We start from the raw sequence: 17,692 nt of genomic DNA, 5'->3' as shown, positions 1-17,692 counted from the left end.
CCCGAACCCCCTCCCCCTGAGGACCCCCCATGACCGAAATGATCGAATCCGAGGAACATAAAGCCCTACGCACCGCGGTAGCCACACTCGGCACCCGCTACGGCCGCGAGTACATAGCGACCGTCACCCGAGAAAACCGCCACCCGACCGAACTCTGGTCAGACGCCGCCAAACTCGGCTACCTGGGCGCCAACCTGCCGGAGGCATACGGCGGCGGAGGCGGCGGCATAACCGAACTCTCCATCGTCCTCGAGGAACTCGGCGCCGCAGGCTGCCCCCTCCTGATGCTCATCGTCTCCCCGGCCATCTGCGGAACAGTCATCGCCCGCTTCGGCACGGAGACCCAGAAACAGGAATGGCTCCCCGGAATCGCCGACGGCACACGCACCATGGCCTTCGGCATCACCGAACCTGACGCCGGCTCCAACAGCCACCGCATCACCACCACCGCCCGCCGCGACCCGGACACCGGCGACTGGCTCCTGACCGGCCGCAAGGTCTTCATCTCGGGCGTGGACATCGCCGACGCCGTCCTGATAGTCGGCCGCACGGAAGACTCCCGTACGGGCCGCCTCAAACCCTGCCTGTTCATCGTCCCGCGCGACGCCGAAGGCTTCTCACGGCGCCGGATCGACATGGAACTGGACTCCCCGGAGAAGCAGTTCGAGCTGACCCTCGACGACGTACGGCTGCCCGCCGGGGCGCTCGTCGGCGACGAGGACGCCGGGCTGCTCCAGCTCTTCGCCGGGCTCAACCCGGAGCGCATCATGACGGCCGCGTTCGCGATCGGCATCGGGCGGTACGCGCTCGACGTGGCGGTCCGGTACGCCCGTGAGCGCACCGTCTGGAAGGAGCCCATCGGTGCCCACCAGGCCGTCGCGCATCCGCTCGCCCAGGCGCACATCGACCTCGAACTCGCCCGCCTGATGATGCGGAAGGCCGCCGCCCTCTACGACGCCGGGGACGACGTCGGCGCGGGCGAGGCGGCCAACATGGCCAAGTACGCGGCCGGGGAGGCCTGTGTGAAGGCCGTCGACCAGGCCGTACACACCCTCGGCGGCAACGGCCTCACCCGCGAGTTCGGCCTCGCCTCCTTGATAACCGTCGCCCGGGTGGCTCGCATCGCCCCAGTGAGCAGGGAAATGATCCTCAACTACGTCTCCCACCAGACCCTGGGCCTGCCCAAGTCGTACTGAACGGAGCGACGTCCATGTTCCGCAGCGAGTACGCGACGTCGAACCCGTATTCCACCAGCCACCAGCCACCAGCTGAGGAAGAAGCAGTCGTGACACCGACAGTCGCCGCCACGCGCGCCCGTGGCATCGTCACGCTCGCCTTGGACGCGCCCGCGACCCGCAACGCCCTGTCCGCGCGCCTCGTGCGGGAGCTGGCCGGCGCGCTGGCGGACTGCGGCAAGGACCCGGACGTACGTGCGGTCGTCCTCACCCACACCGGTACCACGTTCTGCGCGGGCGCGGACCTGAAGCAGCCGCCCGATCCGGCGGCCTTCGTCGGCCTGCTCCGGCTGCTGCTGGAGCTGCCGAAACCGGTGGTCGCCCGGGTGACCGGCCACGTCAGGGCGGGCGGCCTCGGCCTGCTGGGCGCCTGCGACCTCGCGATCGGCGGCCCCGAGGCGTCGTTCGCGTTCACGGAGGTACGGATCGGAGTGGCGCCCGCCGTCATCTCCATGCCGCTGCTGCCCCGCCTCGACCCGCGCGCCGCCGCCCGCCACTTCCTCACCGGCGACCGTTTTGACGCCGTGGAGGCCGCCCGTACCGGTCTGCTCACCGAGGCCGCCGCCGACGTCGACGCCGCCCTGGCGCCGGTCCTCGACGGGCTGCGCGGGGCGGCGCCGGGCGCCCTGGCGGAGACGAAGCGGCTGCTCACGGCTAAGGTGCTGGAGATCTTCGACCGGGACACCACCGAACTGACAGCCTTGTCGGCGCGGCTGTTCGCCTCCGCCGAGGCCCGCGAGGGGATGACGGCCTTCCTCGAACGACGGGACCCGGCATGGATGTTGTGACACGCGACCCCAAACGCGAACCCAAGCAGGACCGCAGCCGCGCCACCCGCCGGCGCCTGCTGGAAGCCGCCGTGGCCTGCCTCGCCGAGCACGGCTGGGCGGGTTCCACGGTCTCCGTCGTCGCCGAACGCGCCGGCGTCTCCCGGGGCGCCGCCCAGCACCACTTCCCCACCCGCGAGGACCTGTTCACGGCCGCCGTCGAGTACGTCGCCGAGGAACGCACCGCCGCCCTGCGCGCCCTCTTCCCCGAGGGCGCCGGCGACCGCCGCGCGGTGGTCGCGGCTCTCGTCGACCTCTACACCGGACCCCTCTTCCGCGCCGCCCTCCACCTCTGGGTGGCCGCCTCGAACGAGGAGCAACTGCGTCCCAGGGTCACCGAGTTGGAGGCCCGCGTGGGCCGCGAGACACACCGGATCGCGGTCGACCTGCTGGGCGCCGACGAGTCCCGGCCGGGCGTACGGGAGACGGTCCAGGGCCTGCTGGACATGTCCCGGGGCCTGGGCCTGGCCAACCTGCTCACGGACGATGGCGGGCGCAGGGACCGGGTGGTCGCACAGTGGGCGGCCCTGCTGGACGAGTCCCTGAACTGACGGCGACCGCGCCCCCGTTGGTCAGGGACTGAGCCGCTCCACCCGCCAGCTTCCGTCCGCCTCGGCCACGTACCGCAGCCGGTCGTGCAGCCGGTTCTCGCGTCCCTGCCAGAACTCCACCGTCTCCGGGGCCACCCGGAATCCGCCCCAGTCCGGCGGCACCGGCACCTGCTCGCCCTCCGGATACCGGGCCGCCAACTCGGCGTACGAGGCGTCGAGTTCGTCCCGGGAGAGGATCACCGAGGACTGCGCGCTGGCCCACGCGCCGAGCTGCGAGCCGTGCGGCCGGGTCCGGAAGTAGGCGGCCGTCTCGTCGCGCCCGGTGCGGCGCGCGATCCCCGTGACGATGACCTGGCGGCTCAGCGGGACCCAGGGGAACAGCAGCGAGACGTACGGATTGGTGGCCAGGTCGCGGCCCTTGCGGGAGCCGTAGTTGGTGAAGAAGACGAAGCCCTGCTCGTCGTACTGCTTCAGCAGCACGGTACGAGAAGTGGGCCGCCCGTCGGCATCGGCCGTGGAGACGACCATGGCGTTGGGTTCGACGAGCCCGGCGTCGGCGGCGGCCTGCCGGAACCAGCGCGCGAACTGCTCCACGGGACCGGGGGCCAGGTCGCCCTCGGCGAGGCCTTCGGCGCGGTAATGCTTGCGCATGGCGGCCAGATCGACCGGATCGAGGGGATCGAGGGGATCGAACGGGCCATCGAAGGGGGCGGCGTCGCGAGCGGTCACACAGTCATCCTGCCGTATCGGCGACATCATTGTGTGGCACTGAGTGCCGCAGGGCTCCCCAAAGGTGGCACTCGGGGATATCGTGCTGTTGTCGTCCGATTGAACGACCGATCGAACGGGGCATCACCCAGGTGACCGTTTCGGACCGCGAGCAGTGCGTAAATGGCCGTGGATCCGAACCGGGCAGGAAATCCGCGCACCCGGACCGCACGGCCGTACAGCTGTCGCCAATCCGTCGCACACGTCGCACACATCAAGAGGAGCCGCCTGATGTCCGACTTCGTACCCGGCCTTGAGGGAGTAGTCGCGTTCGAGACGGAGATCGCCGAACCGGACAAGGAGGGCGGCGCACTCCGGTACCGGGGCGTCGACATCGAGGACCTGGTCGGCCACGTCTCCTTCGGTAACGTCTGGGGCCTGCTCGTCGACGGCGCCTTCAACCCCGGCCTGCCGCCCGCCGAGCCGTTCCCGATCCCGGTCCACTCCGGCGACATCCGGGTGGACGTCCAGTCGGCGCTGGCCATGCTCGCCCCCGTCTGGGGCCTGCGTCCCCTCCTCGACATCGACGAGCGGACGGCCCGCGACGACCTGGCCCGCGCCGCCGTCATGGCCCTGTCGTACGTCGCCCAGTCGGCGCGCGGGCAGGGCCACGCCATGGTTCCGCAGCGCGAGATCGACAAGGCGCAGTCCGTCGTCGAACGGTTCATGATCCGCTGGCGCGGCGAACCGGACCCGAAGCATGTGGCGGCCGTGGACGCCTACTGGACGAGCGCTGCCGAGCACGGCATGAACGCGTCCACGTTCACGGCGCGGGTGATCGCGTCGACGGGCGCGGACGTGGCGGCGGCGCTGTCGGGCGCGGTCGGCGCGATGAGCGGCCCGCTGCACGGCGGGGCCCCCTCCCGAGTCCTCGGCATGATCGAGGAGATCGAACGCACGGGCGACGCGGACGCCTATGTGAAGCAGGCCCTGGACAAGGGCGAGCGCCTGATGGGCTTCGGCCACCGCGTCTACCGTGCCGAGGACCCACGCGCGCGCGTGCTCCGCCGTACGGCCCGCGAGCTGGGCGCCCCGCGCTTCGAGATCGCCGAGGCCCTGGAGAAGGCCGCGCTGGCGGAGCTGCACGCCCGCCGCCCGGACCGGGTTCTGGCGACGAACGTCGAGTTCTGGGCGGCGATCGTCCTGGACTTCGCCGAGGTCCCGGCCCACATGTTCACGTCCATGTTCACGTGCGCCCGCACGGCAGGCTGGTCGGCGCACATCCTGGAACAGAAGCGCACCGGCCGCCTCGTACGCCCGTCGGCCCGCTACATCGGCCCGGGCACGCGGGACCCGCGCGAGATCGAGGGGTACGAGGGCATCGCCCGCTGAGTCCGGCGCACCGGGTGGGTGTGTGTGACCCTCATGGCCTCGAACGCAGGCGACCCGCGAGCTCGGTCCCTCCGGAGGAAGGGCCGGCCGGACGTACCGGCGAGCTCGCGGGTCGGGTGACTGCGTTGGATTGGGCCGGCTGCGTGGTACTAACCCACGCCGGCCCGGCACCGCACAGGGTGTGGTAGCAGGCCGCTAGCCCGCAGCCACCTCACGCGTCCGGGTTTCACTCATGTACCCGATCACCTCCCTTCGTGTGTAATCCCACCCTAGGAAGCGACCGGCGGCGCATCAACCTCTTTTTTCCGAGACGCTGAACTGCTGGGTCACCATCTGGTTACCCAGTCACCAAAAAGTGCGTTCTTCCATGTCAGCGGCCACTCTCCTACGGTTCCCGAGTAACCATCGGATACCGAGGAAGAGGCGAACGTTCATGGCCATCACCCTGCTGAACCCCGAAGGACTGCCCCAGATCGACGTCTACAAGCAGGTGTCGATCGCGACCGGATCGAAGCTGGTCTTCGTCGCCGGACAGGTCGCCTGGGACGCCGACGGCACCACGGTCGGCGAAGGCGACCTCGCGGCGCAGGTCGAGCACTCCTACCTCAACGTCGGCACGGCCCTGGCCGGAGCCGGTGCCTCCTTCGACGACGTGGCGAAGCTGACGGTCTACGTCGTCGACTGGACCCCCGACAAGATGCCCCTGCTCCTGGAGGGCATCGCTCGGGCGGCCGCGAAACTGGGCACCACCTCGACCCCGCCGGCCACAATGATAGGCGTCGCGGCACTGGACGTCCCCGAGCACCTGGTCGAGATCGAGGTCACCGCCGTCATCGACTGAGGGCTGCCCTCCGGGGCGTACGGTCCGCTCGGGGCGCCCCGGGCTTCACGCCCGCTCGCGCACCATGAACACGTCCACCGCGTCCTCGCTCTCCACGCGGAACCCGTGCCGCTCGTACAGTCGCCGTGCCGGGCTGCCCGTCAGGACGTTCAGTCGGACGAGGGCGCCCTCGCTGTCGCACCGTTCGAGCAGCTCACGCAGCACGCCCGAGCCGATGCCGGTGCCCTGGAGGCGCGGGTCCAGGTAGAAGTGCTCCAGCCAGTGCGCGGGACCGTGGGCGCCGGCGGCGGGGCGCAGTGCCACGCAGCCCGCGAACTCGCCGCCCACCTCGATCACCCAGGTGTGGGCCGCCTCGAACGCGTCCCGGAACCGCTGCCGGACGCGGTGCTCGTCGTAGCGCCCGAGCCGTTCCAGATCTGCCCGCATCACCACGGCGCGCAGTTCCGCCACCGGCTCGATGTCCGCTGTCGTCGCCGGCCGTATGTCCCAGTCAGCCATGATCGGCACGGTACTACTCCGTTGACGATCTCCCGGAGCGTGCGATTTCCTGGCGCTGTGTCTGATCTTCGTATCGTCTCCGTCAGCGATGTCGACGAGGCCGCCCTTGAGGACTGGCGGCTCGTCCACAACCTGATCGTTCCGCCTGCCGCCATGTCCCTGGACGACGTACGCGCGCGCAGTGCGCGAAACCGGCTGGAGGTCGCGTATCTCGGCGACACCCTCGTGGGGTGCTCCACGGTGCGGCCGCCCGCCGGTGGCGGTGACGGCGACCGGGCCGTGGCGACCGTCATCGCGCGCGTGCTGCCCGGTTTTAGGCGGCGTGGGTTCGGGGCGGAGATCTACGCGCGCGGGCTCGGACTCGCCCGGGAACTGGGGGCCGACCGGATCGAGACCGTCGTCCTGGCCGCCAACCACGACGGGCTCGCCTTCGCGCTCCAGCATGGGTTCGTCGAGGTCGAGCGGTATGTGCTGGACGGGGAGAGCGACCTCTGGGTCGATCTGCGGCTGGCGGACACGGACGCGGGCACGGTCGCAGGATCGGCATCGCGATCGGGCACAGGGGCGGGATCATGAATGCCCCGGCATTCCGGATGGTCGGTTTGGTCCGGTGGTGGGCGGGGCAGGAGGGGCTTGTTCCCGGACTACGGCGAATTTCCGATTTTCCGCCGCACAACGATTTACTTCGAACTTGGGGGAACTCGATGTGTGCTGCGTCACGTTCGAGTTGAATGATGGTGAGTGAGCGAACCGTCGCGCAGTACGTGCGGACGCAGCCTGCAGGGGGTTCAGGTGAGTGCTTCCCGGCGTAGTGGGACCACCGACGAGCTGGGGCCGGACAAGCCCGAGAGGGACGGCCCGGAAGGTTCGGACGGCGGTGGATTCGACCTGCTCGCAGCCCTTCTCGACGGCATGGACGCCGCCCTGTGCGCCTTCGACGCGGACGGTGTGGTCACCCACTGGAACCGCGAGGCCGAACGCATCCTCGGCTGGACCTCCGCCGAGGCCGTCGGCCGGCACGGGTTCGCCGGGTGGGCCGTGCGCAGCGCCGACGCCGAGGAGATCGAGGGGCGGCTGCTGTCCGCGATGCACGCGCCGGGGCGTCAGGTGCACGAGTTCGCGCTGCTGACCAAGGACGGCGGGCGCGTGCTCGTACGGACGCAGTCCGCCGCCGTACCCGGTCCCGACGGCAAGCCCGCCGGGCTGTACTGCGCGTTCAGCGAGGTGCACGCGCAGATAGATCTCGAGCGGTCGATCGCGCTGAGCGAGGCGCTGTTCGAGGACGCCAGCTGGGGTGTCGTGCTCGTCGACGCCGATCTGCGGCCCGCCGTCGTCAACGCGCACGCCGCCCGCTCGCTCGGCGTCGGGCGTACCGCCGTACTCGGGCGGCCCCTCGGTGAGCTGCTCGGGCAGGGCGTCGAGGAGTTGGAGAGCGCGCTGACCCACGTACTCGCCGAGGGCGCGCCGCCCGCGCCCGCCGAGATGTGGGTGAGCGTGCGGATGCCCGACGGGGAGAAGCGGCGCTGCTGGCGGAGCGGGTTCCTGAGGCTGGCCTCGCCGCTCACCGAAGAACCGGTTCCGCTCGGTGTGGGGTGGCTGTTCCAGGACGTCACCGAGAGCAAGCAGATCGAGCAGGAGGCGGCTCAGCTGCGGTTCCGTACCAACCAGCTGCACCGCGCCGCGCGTGCCGCCGCCGAGTGCGAGGACCCCGCCGAGGCCGCGACCACCCACCTGGACTTCGCCCTCGCCGGCTTCGCAGACCACGCGCTCATCGACCGGATAGCCCTCATCGGCGGTACGGCGGCCGACGGCACGGCGAACGGCGGCGACGGGCCGGTACGACTGGTCCGCGCCGCCGCGACACCCACCGGGGCGCCCGGGCCCAGCGTGCTCGCCGGGCACGCCGGACTGCCGGTGCGCTACGGCGACGGGCACCCGGCGGTGCAGTGCGTGGAGCGGGCCGGGTCCGTGCGGGCGAGCGCCGGGTCGTACGCCGCCGAGCAGGCACGCGCGTGGGCCGTACAGCGCCAGTGGCCGCCGGAGTCGGTGCACGCGCTGTGCGCGGTCCTGCGCAGCCGGGGACGCACCCTGGGCGTCGTGACGTTTCTGCGGGGCGCCGGGCGGAGCCAGTTCGAGCGCGCGGACGCGACGTACGCGGAGGACGTGGCCGCCCGGATCGCGACGGCCCTGGACCTGGCCGCGCTCGGCAGGTGACCTCGGACCGGTCGGCTCAGCGCTCGTAGAAGATCCGGTCGCCGTACTGCTTCAGGATGCGCGCGTTCCAGTCGTGGCCGCCGTCCACGTTGCCGGAGCGCAGCAGTGGGGGCTCGATGCCCCGCTGGGCGAGGATGCCTGCCGCCGTCGCCATGACCGACTGGAGCAGCGCCGACGTGACGACCGTGGAGGCGGGGGCGAAGGGCGCCGGGACGGAGTCGAGGGTGAGGACGGCGTCGCCGGGGGCGATCTTCGAGTCCAGTACGACCTCGCAGTGGTCCTTGAGGAACGTCCCCGAGGCGTTCCGGGGCGTCGTCTCCGTCGCGTACGCCACCGAGGTCACCCCGATGACCTTCACGCCGAGGGCACGCGCGTGCAGCGCCATTTCCACCGGGAGGGCGTTGCGGCCGGAGAGGGAGATGATCACGAGGATGTCTCCCGCGCGCAGCGGTGAGGTGTCCAGGACGGCCGTCGCCAGACCCTCGACGCGCTCCAGGGCGGAGCCCAGGGTGGCCGGCATGACGTCGACGCCGACGACGCCGGGGACGGTCAGCAGGTTCATCAGGGCGAGGCCGCCCGCGCGGTAGACGATGTCCTGCGCGGCGAGCGAGGAGTGCCCGGCGCCGAAGGCGAACAGGCGTCCCTCGGCGGCCACGGTGTCGGCGATGAGCGTGCCGGCGGCCGTCACGGCGTCCGCCTCCTCGTCGCGCACGCGCTGCAACAGCCCGATCGCGGCGTCGAGGAACTGCCCGGCCAACTCGCTGTCGCTCATCGGTAAGCCCTTCTGGAGATCGGCGTATTGGCCCGCGCCAGGTCCGTGGCAGGTCCGCGCCTGCCCGCGCCTGCCCGCGCCGGTCCGTGTCGGTCCGTGTCGATCGGTTATCGGTCCGTATCGGTTCGTGTCGCCGATCACGGTGAGGTCTGGACCACTGCCCTGTCAACAGCGCCGCCGCCCGTTACCGCGCCCCGCGCCCTACCCTCGGTGAAAACGTGCTGTGTACCCGGCCGCCGTTATCCGTAACCGGGTGGTTTCAACGCGGCGGCACGGTTGTCAGTGGTATGCGTCAGAATTGAAGCCAGGGCCAGCGCACGCGCCGGAGCCGTCGAGCCTCCGGCACATCTCATCAAGGGGCACGAATGTCCGGACTGATCGATACGACGGAGATGTATCTCCGCACCATCCTCGAGCTGGAGGAGGAAGGTGTGGTCCCCATGCGCGCCCGGATCGCCGAGCGGCTGGACCAGAGCGGCCCGACGGTCAGCCAGACCGTTGCCCGGATGGAGCGCGACGGTCTGGTGGCGGTCGCCAGCGACCGGCACCTGGAACTCACGGACGAGGGGCGCCGCCTCGCCATCCGCGTCATGCGCAAGCACCGCCTCGCCGAGTGTCTCCTCGTCGACGTGATCGGCCTGGAGTGGGAGCAGGTCCACGCGGAGGCGTGCCGCTGGGAGCACGTGATGAGCGAGGCCGTCGAGCGCCGCGTCCTCGAACTCCTGCGCCACCCCACCGAGTCGCCGTACGGCAACCCGATCCCGGGCCTTGAGGAGCTGGGCGAGAAGGACGGCGCGGACCCGTTCCTGGACGAGGGCATGGTCTCGCTGGCCGACCTCGACCCCGGTGTCGACGGCAAGACGGTTGTCGTACGGCGGATCGGCGAGCCCATCCAGACGGACGCGCAGCTGATGTACACGCTGCGTCGCGCGGGTGTGCAGCCCGGTTCGGTGGTGAGCGTGACGGCGGCGGCCGGCGGGGTGCTGGTCGGCAGTGGCGGCGAGGCGGCCGAGCTGGAGGCGGACGTGGCCTCGCACGTGTTCGTGGCGAAGCGCTGACCCGGCCCCCTTTCCCGTTTCCCGTACGGACTTCCCGGCACGGACTTCCCGGCACGTACTTCGTGGCACGGATCGACGTACCGTCGACACCTGTGACCGAGGGGGAAGTTGCCCCGTTCTGGGGTCCGTGCGGTTCCGGGGAGCCAATCCAGGACTGAGTGTCCGGAACCGCAGCGCGCGGCCGCCGCGCGTGCCACCCTGTCGCGAGAGGCATATGACGTAGGGGGCTCTTGGCCGGGTCGGCGGAGGTGTCGCCCGGCGGGGAGGGGGAGCGTGAGGATGTGCCGCGAACACGAAGAGGGCCCCGGCGCCAAGTGGCGCCGGGGCCTGTCCTCCCCTGTGCTGACCCGGAGCCCCGAGCTCCCAGGGTCATCCCCTTCGGACCGTTGTCCCCGAGCGGTCCGCCTCCCGCAGAAGATCTCCCCTCGGCCACGCGGATCATTCCTTGAGGGGTGTCACTCGAACGAGGGGTGTTGCGGCCGGAGACCGTTTTTTCGAATGGGTATTCGATAATCTGTCCTCCAGTGAGTGAGGAAGCTTCGATAGCTAGGGGGGTGCCAGGACCTGTGGCGCGGCGTATCGACGTGACCGGAGCGGGCGGCGTACGACTCGCCGCCTGGGAGTTCGCCGACCCTCCCAAAAGCGGCGAGGACCAGGCCCGGGGTGAATCACCCGACCGGCCCCCCGGCGTCCTGTTACTGCACGGGCTCATGGGCCGCGCCTCGCACTGGGCGTCCGCCGCCCGCTGGCTGGGCGAACACCACCGGGCCGTCGCACTCGACCAGCGGGGTCACGGCCAGAGCGACCGTCCACCCGACGGCATCTACACCCGCGAGGCGTACGTCGAGGACGCCGAGGCGGCCATCGAACAGCTGGACCTCGGCCCGGTCGTCGTCATCGGCCACGCCATGGGCGCCCTGACGGCCTGGCAGCTCGCCGCGAAACGCCCCGACCTGGTGCGTGCCCTCATCATCTGCGACATGCGGGCCTCCGCGCTGGGCGCGGCCACCCAGCGCGAGTGGGAGAACTGGTTCAAGGCCTGGCCCGCCCCCTTCGCCACCCTCGCCGACGTACGCAAGTGGTTCGGCGAGGACGACCCCTGGGTGGAGCGCCCCAGTCCGGCGCGCGGTGAGTTCTACGTCGAGGTGATGCAGGAGTCCCCCGACGGCTGGCGACCCGTTTTCGAACCCGAGCAGATGCTCAAGTCCCGGGAGACATGGGTGTTCGACGCGCACTGGGAGGAACTGGCGCAGGTTCAGTGTCCCGCCCTTGTCGTGCGCGGTCTGGACGGGGAGTTGGGGCGGGCGGAGGCGCAGGAGATGGTTCGCGTTCTGCCTCGGGGCGAGTACGCGGAGGTCGTGGACGCGGGGCATCTTGCGCACTATGACCAGCCGTCGGCTTGGCGGGGGGTCATCGAACCGTTTCTGGAGGGTGTGCTGGCCCGGTAGCGCGCCGTTTAGTGGCGGTTCTTTGGCTGCGGGGCGGTGGGGGCTTGTCGCGCCCCGCGGCGGAGCCGCAGATCGGATACAGCCCCGCGCCCGCCCCTTTGGGGCGCGGGGCGCCAGGTCGGTGTCAGGTCTTGCCAGATCCTCCCGTTGCCGTCAGGAAGGCCACCGCGCCCGTTGCCACCAGGGCTACCGACAGTAGGCACCAGCGGCGGGCCTCGTGGAAAGTCGTCCGGATCTGCCATACGTGGGCCATGGCTAGCAGCCAGCGTACGAAGGGGTCGGTGCGGGTGATGTTGGTCTTCGCCCGGTCCAGGTGCCCGCGCAGGAGTTCGCGGCGGTGCGGGTCGGTCTCGGCCGCGAGAGCGCGGTGGAGGTTCGCGGCGACGGTCCGGTGGCGCAGCAGGTCGTCGACGCCGGTGGCGGCGGAGCCGAAGAAGTCGGCCGGGGAGGCGTCGACCAGCTCGCGCAGGCCGCGTACCGCCGGGGTGTTGAGGGTGGCGGCGGTGGTGATCGGCGGTACGAGCACCCGGCTCACCTGCCAGACCGCGAGGCAGACCCCGGCGAGCGCGACGACCAGTGCGCCGCCCGCGACCAGTGCCTCGCCCAGCCCGTGCACCTTCCCGACGGCAACCAGCGGCCCGCCGCCGACCAGCGCGGCCCCGACGGCGCCGAACGAGGCGATCATCCACCGTGCGGCGGCCCGCAGTTCGGGCACGGCGTCGAGCGGGGAGGGGAGGGCGTCGAAGGGGGTGACGGTGCTCGGCTCCGGCGAGGGCGGCGGTTCGGTGGTCACCGCGGCCGGTCCTCCGTGGTCGCGGAGTCCGAGGTGGCGGAGTCCGTGGCCGCGGAGTCCTTGGTCAGCGCCTGGGGCGGCCCGTCGTCGTCGGGCACATCCGGGTACAGGATCCACGCCGTGCCGTCGTAGAACTCCAGCACACCGTTGTCGCCGAGCCGTACGTCGTTGATCTTCGGGGCGTCCGCCATACGCGCAGTATCCCAGCCACCGACCGGTCAACGGGCGCCCGCCTCCACGTCGTTGATGTGGTGCAGCACCGCCGCGATCGCGGCCCGATGCGTCGGCTGCTGGAGACCGGCCGCGAGCCCGGGGGCGCGTTCGCCCGCGAGGATCCGCTCCAGGACCGGGGCCATCGGCGCGAGGAGGGGATCGGCGGCGAACCCGTCCAGGTTCTCGCGGGTCACCGCGCCGGTCCCCGGCCGGCCGAGGGCGACGGCGACGAAGCTGCCGAGGGCGATGCCGAGATACATCACGGTCCACAGCTCGGCGGGTACGGTCACCCGGCCGGCCAGCGCGTCGAGCGCGCGCCTCGCCACCCCGGCGTCGCGGGGATCCAGCCCGGCGAGCACATCCGGACCGCGCTCACCGGACTGGATCCGGACCAGTACGCCGGCGAGGGGGCCGAACATCGGGTTCAACTCGGTGAGATGGGCGAGATGCTGGCGCAGTTTGACCTGCGCCGCGCTGTTGCGCCGCTCGGCGGCCACCAGTGCCGCGAGCACAGGTTCCCAGGTCATGCCCCACGCCGCCGCCTGTACGGCGGTGAGCCGGTGCGCCGCCGCACCCTCCGCCGCCGCGCTTTCGCGCGCCTCCCGGACCAGCGCGGCGAGCGCCTCCCGGGTGCGGACGAGGCCGGGGTCCAGGCCGGCCAGCAGCCGGTCCAGGGCCACCCCGGGCACCTCGGCCACCCGAGCGCACAACTCCTCGATGCTACTCGGCAGTTGGGCGTCGGCAGCCGCCCCGAACTCCTGGAGGTCGCCCGCGAGGGACAGCGCGGCCGTCATCGTCCGGCCGCCCCCGGTGAGCGTGGCGAGCAGAGCGCCCGCGAGATGGTGGGCGACCGCGCCTCCCGCGTCCCGCGCGTGGCTGTGCAGATACGTGCCCAGGTTGGCGTGGCCGACAGCGACGACCGCCACAAGGCCCGCCCGGTACGCGTACCGCAGACTGTCCCGTTCCCGGGCGATCGCCACCTCGCCGTGCCCGCGCACGTCCGCCACGTTGGCGAGCGCCCCGAACACCTCACCCAGGTACAGGAAGTCCCCGGCGTCCTGGAAGACCTCCCGGCACTCCTCGAGCAGCCGCAGCGCGTCCTCCGTCCGGCCCAGCCGCAGCAACGGCATGTACGCGGGCAGCCGGGCCCGCGCGTAGTCGGTGACCGGCGCGCCGCGCGCCCGTTTGGAGGCACCCAGGTCGTCGGCGTACTCCAGCGCGCGCCGCCACTCGCCCGCCTCGATCGCGGCGCGCTGCCCGGTGTCGCACAGCTCCTCCCAGACCTCCCACCAGTCGACTCCCTCGCGCGGCCCACGTTCGCGGGGCAGGTCACGCATCCGCCGGTGCAGGGCGTCGGCCTCGGCGAGGGCTTCGCCGGCGCGGGCGGTCTGCGACAGGACGTGCAGCCGCTGGACCTCGCGCAGGAGCGTCGACCAGGGGCCGAGGCCGGCCCGCCGCGCGTGGTCGAGGCCCTGGTCGGCGAGGGCGAGCGCCTCGGTCAGGCGTCCGGTGCGTACGCAGATGTCGATCAGGCCGCTGGTCGCGGCGGCAGCGGCGGAGTGGTCGCCGCGGGCCAGCGCGGAGGCGAGAGCGGCGCGTTCCAGGCGTTCGGCGAGGACCGGGTCGGTCTCGCTGATCACCCGGGCCAGCGCGTCCGTCGGCGGCACGACTCCGCTGCCCGGCGCGGACGCGGCGCGGGCCGCGATCCGGCGCAACAGGGGCAGTACGCGGGCCCTGGTCGGGCCCGAGGTGTCCCGGCGCAGCACGGCTTCCAGCAGTGTCGCGGCGGACGACTCCTGCCGCAGCCGGATCAGATAGGGAGCGGCGGCCAGCGCGGCGTGCGTGAGCAGCGGCCCGGCCAGCTGGGCGCCCTCGGCGTCGGTGCCCTCACGAGTCCACGCCATCTCGAACACCCGCACCCAGTAGCCCGCGAGTCGGGTGTCGACCAGCTCCCGGACCCCCTCACCGGCCCGCGCCCGCCCCTCGGCGGCGATGGCGGCCTGGATCTCGTACGACTGTCCCGACCGTGGTGTGAGCAGGCCCTGCGCGACCAGTGTCGCCAGCGCCGTCTCCACCGGTGTGTCCGGGTGGCCGAGCCGGGTGCGCAGGTCGGGCCAGTTGTGGTCGACGGCCGGGCGGGTGCGGTCGGTCTCCTCCAGGCAGCACAGGACGTGGAACAAGTCGCGGTTGGCGGGGGCGAGTTCGGCGGCGACGCCGGTGGACCAGGCCCGCAGTACGCGAAGTTGCTCGTCGTTGCTTCCACCATTGCTGCCATCGCCGCCCTTGCCGGTCTTGTTGTCGGCGGCCGTCGAGGCGCGGTTTCCGGCGGCCAGCAGTCGGGTCAGACGCTCCGGATCCGCCGCCTGGGCGTCGGCCAGCTCCAGCAACTTCGGGTGGCCCTGGGCGAGTTGGAGGAGATCGGCGCCGAGTCGGCGAGCGGCGGCGGGGGTCGCGCCGGGGAGTCGGCCGTCGATCAGGTGGGCCAGGTGGGGGAGTTCGCGGGCGAGCAGCAGGGCCTCGTCCGAGGTCAGCAGATCGACCGGCTCGGTCGGTACGCGCGGCCCCAGCCCGGCCGGCCGTACCCGCCCGCACAGGATCAGGCGCCCCGCCCCGGTGTGCGCGGCCAGCGCACCGACCAGCTCCCCCCAACGCCGGTCCCGCCAGGCCCGCTCGGGGGCCAGCAGTGTGTCGATGCCGTCGATGACCAGCAGCGCCCGCTCCCGCTCCAGCCACGAGGAGACGGCACCGACGAACTCGGCCGCCGACCGGTCGGTCCCGTCGGCGCCGCCGTCCAGCAGACGCAGGCAGCGCAGTCCGGGCACCGCCTGCTCCAGGACCAGCGCGAAGGAGGCGAGCACGCCCTCTTGGCCCGGCTGCTCGTCGTTCTCCTGTTCCTGTTCCTGGGGTGCCGTGAACCAGACGATCCGGTCGAAGGCGTGGGCGTGCGTCGCGACCAACTCCCGTGCGCACGCGGTCTTTCCGGCGCCCGGCATACCTTGCAGCAGCATCCCGCACAGCCCGCTGCGGGGGGCCAGTACGGTGCTCGCGCGGGCCATGAGGGCGACACGGCCGACGAAGTGCTCCGGTACGGGCGGGAGTTGGGCGAGGGCACCCGCCTCGCGCGACGCCTCCTCCTCCACCGCCTCCCCCACCGGCGCGCCCAGCGTGAGCCCCAGCGCCCGCGCCCCGAACAACGTCGGAGTCCCCGCCCGGAGAGCGGAACCCACCCCGGCGGCCTCAGTCGACAGCTCGCCCAGCACTCCCGCCAACGCCCGGGGCAACACCCTCCCCTCGACGACCAGTTGCCGGTACAGCCGTTCCGCGAGGGCGATGGCGAAGTCGTCCTCCACCGGGTACCGCATGGCCAGCACCGCGCACCCGAGCCGCTCGACGAGGTCCCCGGCGACGGCCCCGACGACCGCGCCCTCGGCAGCCTCGTCGGCCGGCGGGATCCCGGCCGCCGCCGACCAGCACGCCGACAGGGTCACGAGACGGACGCCACGGGCCGCACCGAGGAGATCGACGAGTTCGGGTCCGGGGACACGGTCCGGGCGCCCGGCGTCGGTCTCCAGGAGCAGCTCACCGGGGGCGCCGTGCCCGGAGACATGGACGAGGTCCCAGCCGGCCGGCCGCGCCAGTACGGCACGCAGCCGCTCCCGCGTGACCCCGTACTGCAGTGTGCGCACCTCCACCGCCCGCCCGGAGCGGGCCGCGACGGTGAACAGCCGGGTCAGCGCCAGCCGTTCGCGCCGCAGGTTCAGCGCCCGGCTGCCCTCGGGCAGACTGAACAGCGCCAACACCCGCACCGGCCCGTCGTCACGCCCTTCACCCGATCCGCCCTCCCCGCCCGCCCCGAGCTGCGTCACCAGGGTCACGTCCTGGACGGCCAGTGGCCGCCCCTCGGCATGGGCCAGTTCCAGCGGTACGAACATCAGGCGCCGCGCGGCGGGCACGTCCGCCGGCACGACGACCCGTACCACTGCCGGGGCCCACGCGAGCAGGGCGGGCGCCACGGGCCCGAGGACCTCCGCGCCGATCCAGGTGCCCACCTCCCGGACGATCTCCCGCTCCCGCTCGGCCCGTACGTCCGGGGCCGCGTGCCGGCGCAGATATCCGGGCAGGTCGAGGAATGCCTCGTACTGGGGTCCTGCCGGGTCCAGGCGGACCTCGTGCCGGGCGACGACCTCGCCGTCCGGTGCCACCAGCACCCACCGCCAACGGTCGGGCCCGGCGAAGTCCTCGACGCGCAGGGTCAGTTGGGCTGCGGGCTGGTCCGGCACGGCGGTCAGTACCCGAGCTGTCGGCGCAGGCCTCGGATCATGGTGAGCGTCTGCTCCACGCCGGCGCGTGCGGGATGGCCGGCCGGGAGCTCCCGGAGTCCACTCGCGTACATGTCCTCCGACCCGCTGAGGTGTTCCGGATGGCCGCTCTGGGCGAGCCCGAGGAGTGCACCGCCGAGGTTGATGAGGCGCGCCGCGTGCATCGGATGGTCGTCCGGGGTGTCGTGGAGTGCGGCGCGGGCGTGCTCGGCGGCCTCGTTCAGGGTGTCGTCGTCGCGGCTGGCGCGCCCTTTGCGCAGGAGGGAGTTGGCGAGGTTGGACTCCTGGCTGAGGCGCTGTTCGACCCGCTCGGGGCTGCCGCCCGTCGGCATGATGTCCAGACAGCCCCGGTACAGGGCGATGGCCTCGTCGATGGACTCCTCGTCCTGGGTGCTGTCGTAGACCTCCTGGAGGGCGGTGGCCAGGGAGGACATGTGCCGGGGGAGTTCCGGATCGCCGGGCCGTGACGTGTCGACGGCCCGGCGCCCGTAGTCGACGGCCTTGACCAGATCGGGGGCCTCCCGGTCCCGTTCCCAGCTCAGCCGGTGCAGCATGCACAGCGAGGACAGGGCGGCGGCGTGACGGATGTCGTTGACCGGGTAGACCTGCACGGCCAGCTCGGCGGCCTGGATCGAGCCGCGCAGGAGCTTCGGGTCGTGGGTACGGCCGTACGCCAGCCGCAGGTCGTCGGAGACGCCGAGGGGTTCGAGGTTCTCGGACTCCGCCGCGGCTCCGGCCTTGTCGTGGCTCCTGGACCTGGATTTGCCGAACCATCTGGCCATGCGCGGGCTCCCCCCTGAAAAAGCGTGCCTCACCCCTCACT

Annotated in this window: 16 protein-coding genes; 9 read left to right on the top strand and 7 right to left on the bottom strand. The window is 72.1% G+C overall.

Features of this window, described 5'->3' with window-relative positions; translation table 11 throughout:
* The first annotated feature begins 29 nt into the window (after positions 1 to 29).
* From ADL01_RS23350 to ADL01_RS23340, 3 genes are all read left to right on the top strand, one after another.
* Positions 30 to 1,196 carry an acyl-CoA dehydrogenase family protein gene (locus ADL01_RS23350; protein WP_053743978.1) on the top strand — a complete coding sequence of 389 codons (1,167 nt, stop codon included), beginning with the start codon at positions 30 to 32 and terminating at the stop codon, positions 1,194 to 1,196.
* An 89-nt stretch (positions 1,197 to 1,285) separates the two neighbouring features.
* Positions 1,286 to 2,023, top strand: a complete 738-nt coding sequence (locus ADL01_RS23345; RefSeq protein ID WP_053743977.1) for an enoyl-CoA hydratase family protein — start codon at positions 1,286 to 1,288, stop codon at positions 2,021 to 2,023.
* Positions 2,011 to 2,613: a TetR/AcrR family transcriptional regulator gene (locus ADL01_RS23340; protein WP_053743976.1), complete on the top strand. Its 603-nt coding sequence runs from the start codon at positions 2,011 to 2,013 to the stop codon at positions 2,611 to 2,613. Before ADL01_RS23345 ends, ADL01_RS23340 begins: the two co-directional genes overlap by 13 nt.
* A 21-nt stretch (positions 2,614 to 2,634) precedes the next feature.
* On the opposite strand, the gene pdxH is transcribed toward ADL01_RS23340, so the two are convergent.
* Positions 2,635 to 3,342, bottom strand: coding sequence for a pyridoxamine 5'-phosphate oxidase (gene pdxH / locus ADL01_RS23335; protein WP_078960702.1), 708 nt, complete (start codon positions 3,340 to 3,342; stop codon positions 2,635 to 2,637).
* Positions 3,343 to 3,612: 270 nt separating this feature from the next.
* Between pdxH and ADL01_RS23330 the strand changes: the two genes are divergently transcribed.
* Both ADL01_RS23330 and ADL01_RS23325 read left to right on the top strand, forming a co-directional pair.
* Complete coding sequence (locus tag ADL01_RS23330) at positions 3,613 to 4,713, top strand: citrate synthase 2 (protein WP_053743975.1); 1,101 nt, start codon at positions 3,613 to 3,615, stop codon at positions 4,711 to 4,713.
* Positions 4,714 to 5,146: 433 nt separating this feature from the next.
* The gene (locus ADL01_RS23325; RefSeq protein ID WP_053743974.1) at positions 5,147 to 5,554 is read left to right on the top strand and encodes a RidA family protein; all 408 of its coding nucleotides are present in this window, start codon (positions 5,147 to 5,149) and stop codon (positions 5,552 to 5,554) included.
* Between the two features lie 45 nt (positions 5,555 to 5,599).
* On the opposite strand, the gene ADL01_RS23320 is transcribed toward ADL01_RS23325, so the two are convergent.
* Positions 5,600 to 6,052, bottom strand: a complete 453-nt coding sequence (locus ADL01_RS23320; protein WP_053743982.1) for a GNAT family N-acetyltransferase — start codon at positions 6,050 to 6,052, stop codon at positions 5,600 to 5,602.
* Positions 6,053 to 6,109: 57 nt separating this feature from the next.
* On the opposite strand from ADL01_RS23320, the gene ADL01_RS23315 reads away from it, so the two are divergent.
* Complete coding sequence (locus tag ADL01_RS23315) at positions 6,110 to 6,628, top strand: GNAT family N-acetyltransferase (RefSeq protein ID WP_053743973.1); 519 nt, start codon at positions 6,110 to 6,112, stop codon at positions 6,626 to 6,628.
* A gap of 216 nt (positions 6,629 to 6,844) precedes the next feature.
* Positions 6,845 to 8,266 carry a PAS domain-containing protein gene (locus ADL01_RS23310; RefSeq protein ID WP_078960706.1) on the top strand — a complete coding sequence of 474 codons (1,422 nt, stop codon included), beginning with the start codon at positions 6,845 to 6,847 and terminating at the stop codon, positions 8,264 to 8,266.
* A gap of 16 nt (positions 8,267 to 8,282) precedes the next feature.
* Here ADL01_RS23310 and ADL01_RS23305 read toward each other — a convergent pair whose 3' ends face one another.
* The gene (locus tag ADL01_RS23305; RefSeq protein WP_053743971.1) at positions 8,283 to 9,038 is read right to left on the bottom strand and encodes an SIS domain-containing protein; all 756 of its coding nucleotides are present in this window, start codon (positions 9,036 to 9,038) and stop codon (positions 8,283 to 8,285) included.
* Between the two features lie 365 nt (positions 9,039 to 9,403).
* On the opposite strand from ADL01_RS23305, the gene ADL01_RS23300 reads away from it, so the two are divergent.
* Positions 9,404 to 10,096 (top strand): metal-dependent transcriptional regulator, encoded by a 693-nt coding sequence (locus ADL01_RS23300; RefSeq protein ID WP_053743970.1) that lies wholly within the window; start codon positions 9,404 to 9,406, stop codon positions 10,094 to 10,096.
* A gap of 566 nt (positions 10,097 to 10,662) precedes the next feature.
* Positions 10,663 to 11,544, top strand: a complete 882-nt coding sequence (locus ADL01_RS23295) for an alpha/beta fold hydrolase (protein ID WP_053743969.1) — start codon at positions 10,663 to 10,665, stop codon at positions 11,542 to 11,544.
* Positions 11,545 to 11,668: 124 nt separating this feature from the next.
* On the opposite strand, the gene ADL01_RS23290 is transcribed toward ADL01_RS23295, so the two are convergent.
* The 4 genes from ADL01_RS23290 to ADL01_RS44840 are packed head-to-tail and all read right to left on the bottom strand — an operon-like array spanning position 11,669 to position 17,651.
* Entirely contained in the window at positions 11,669 to 12,337 is a 669-nt protein-coding gene (locus tag ADL01_RS23290) for a hypothetical protein (RefSeq protein WP_053743968.1), read from the bottom strand.
* Positions 12,334 to 12,528 carry a hypothetical protein gene (locus tag ADL01_RS23285; RefSeq protein WP_053743967.1) on the bottom strand — a complete coding sequence of 65 codons (195 nt, stop codon included), beginning with the start codon at positions 12,526 to 12,528 and terminating at the stop codon, positions 12,334 to 12,336. Before ADL01_RS23285 ends, ADL01_RS23290 begins: the two co-directional genes overlap by 4 nt.
* Before the next feature lie 27 nt (positions 12,529 to 12,555).
* A complete protein-coding gene (locus tag ADL01_RS47290; RefSeq protein WP_053743966.1) occupies positions 12,556 to 16,830 on the bottom strand; it encodes a CHAT domain-containing protein in 4,275 nt (1,424 codons plus the stop codon).
* A 5-nt stretch (positions 16,831 to 16,835) separates the two neighbouring features.
* Positions 16,836 to 17,651 (bottom strand): hypothetical protein, encoded by an 816-nt coding sequence (locus ADL01_RS44840; RefSeq protein WP_053743965.1) that lies wholly within the window; start codon positions 17,649 to 17,651, stop codon positions 16,836 to 16,838.
* Positions 17,652 to 17,692: the final 41 nt, after the last annotated feature.

The organism is Streptomyces sp. NRRL WC-3618 (assembly GCF_001280005.1).
In the GTDB taxonomy this organism is placed as follows: domain Bacteria; phylum Actinomycetota; class Actinomycetes; order Streptomycetales; family Streptomycetaceae; genus Streptomyces.
Note: the sequence above shows the minus strand (reverse complement) of the source record. Positions and strands in the feature narration are given on the sequence as shown.

What these genes read in the sequence shown, in the direction of transcription:
- ADL01_RS23350 (WP_053743978.1), top strand. Translation starts at nt 30, where the DNA reads ATGACCGAAATGATCGAATCCGAGGAACATAAAGCCCTACGCACCGCG.
- ADL01_RS23305 (WP_053743971.1), bottom strand. Translation starts at nt 9,038, where the DNA reads ATGAGCGACAGCGAGTTGGCCGGGCAGTTCCTCGACGCCGCGATCGGG.
- ADL01_RS23325 (WP_053743974.1), top strand. Translation starts at nt 5,147, where the DNA reads ATGGCCATCACCCTGCTGAACCCCGAAGGACTGCCCCAGATCGACGTC.
- ADL01_RS23300 (WP_053743970.1), top strand. Translation starts at nt 9,404, where the DNA reads ATGTCCGGACTGATCGATACGACGGAGATGTATCTCCGCACCATCCTC.
- ADL01_RS23320 (WP_053743982.1), bottom strand. Translation starts at nt 6,052, where the DNA reads ATGGCTGACTGGGACATACGGCCGGCGACGACAGCGGACATCGAGCCG.
- ADL01_RS44840 (WP_053743965.1), bottom strand. Translation starts at nt 17,651, where the DNA reads ATGGCCAGATGGTTCGGCAAATCCAGGTCCAGGAGCCACGACAAGGCC.
- ADL01_RS23285 (WP_053743967.1), bottom strand. Translation starts at nt 12,528, where the DNA reads ATGGCGGACGCCCCGAAGATCAACGACGTACGGCTCGGCGACAACGGT.
- ADL01_RS23330 (WP_053743975.1), top strand. Translation starts at nt 3,613, where the DNA reads ATGTCCGACTTCGTACCCGGCCTTGAGGGAGTAGTCGCGTTCGAGACG.
- ADL01_RS23340 (WP_053743976.1), top strand. Translation starts at nt 2,011, where the DNA reads ATGGATGTTGTGACACGCGACCCCAAACGCGAACCCAAGCAGGACCGC.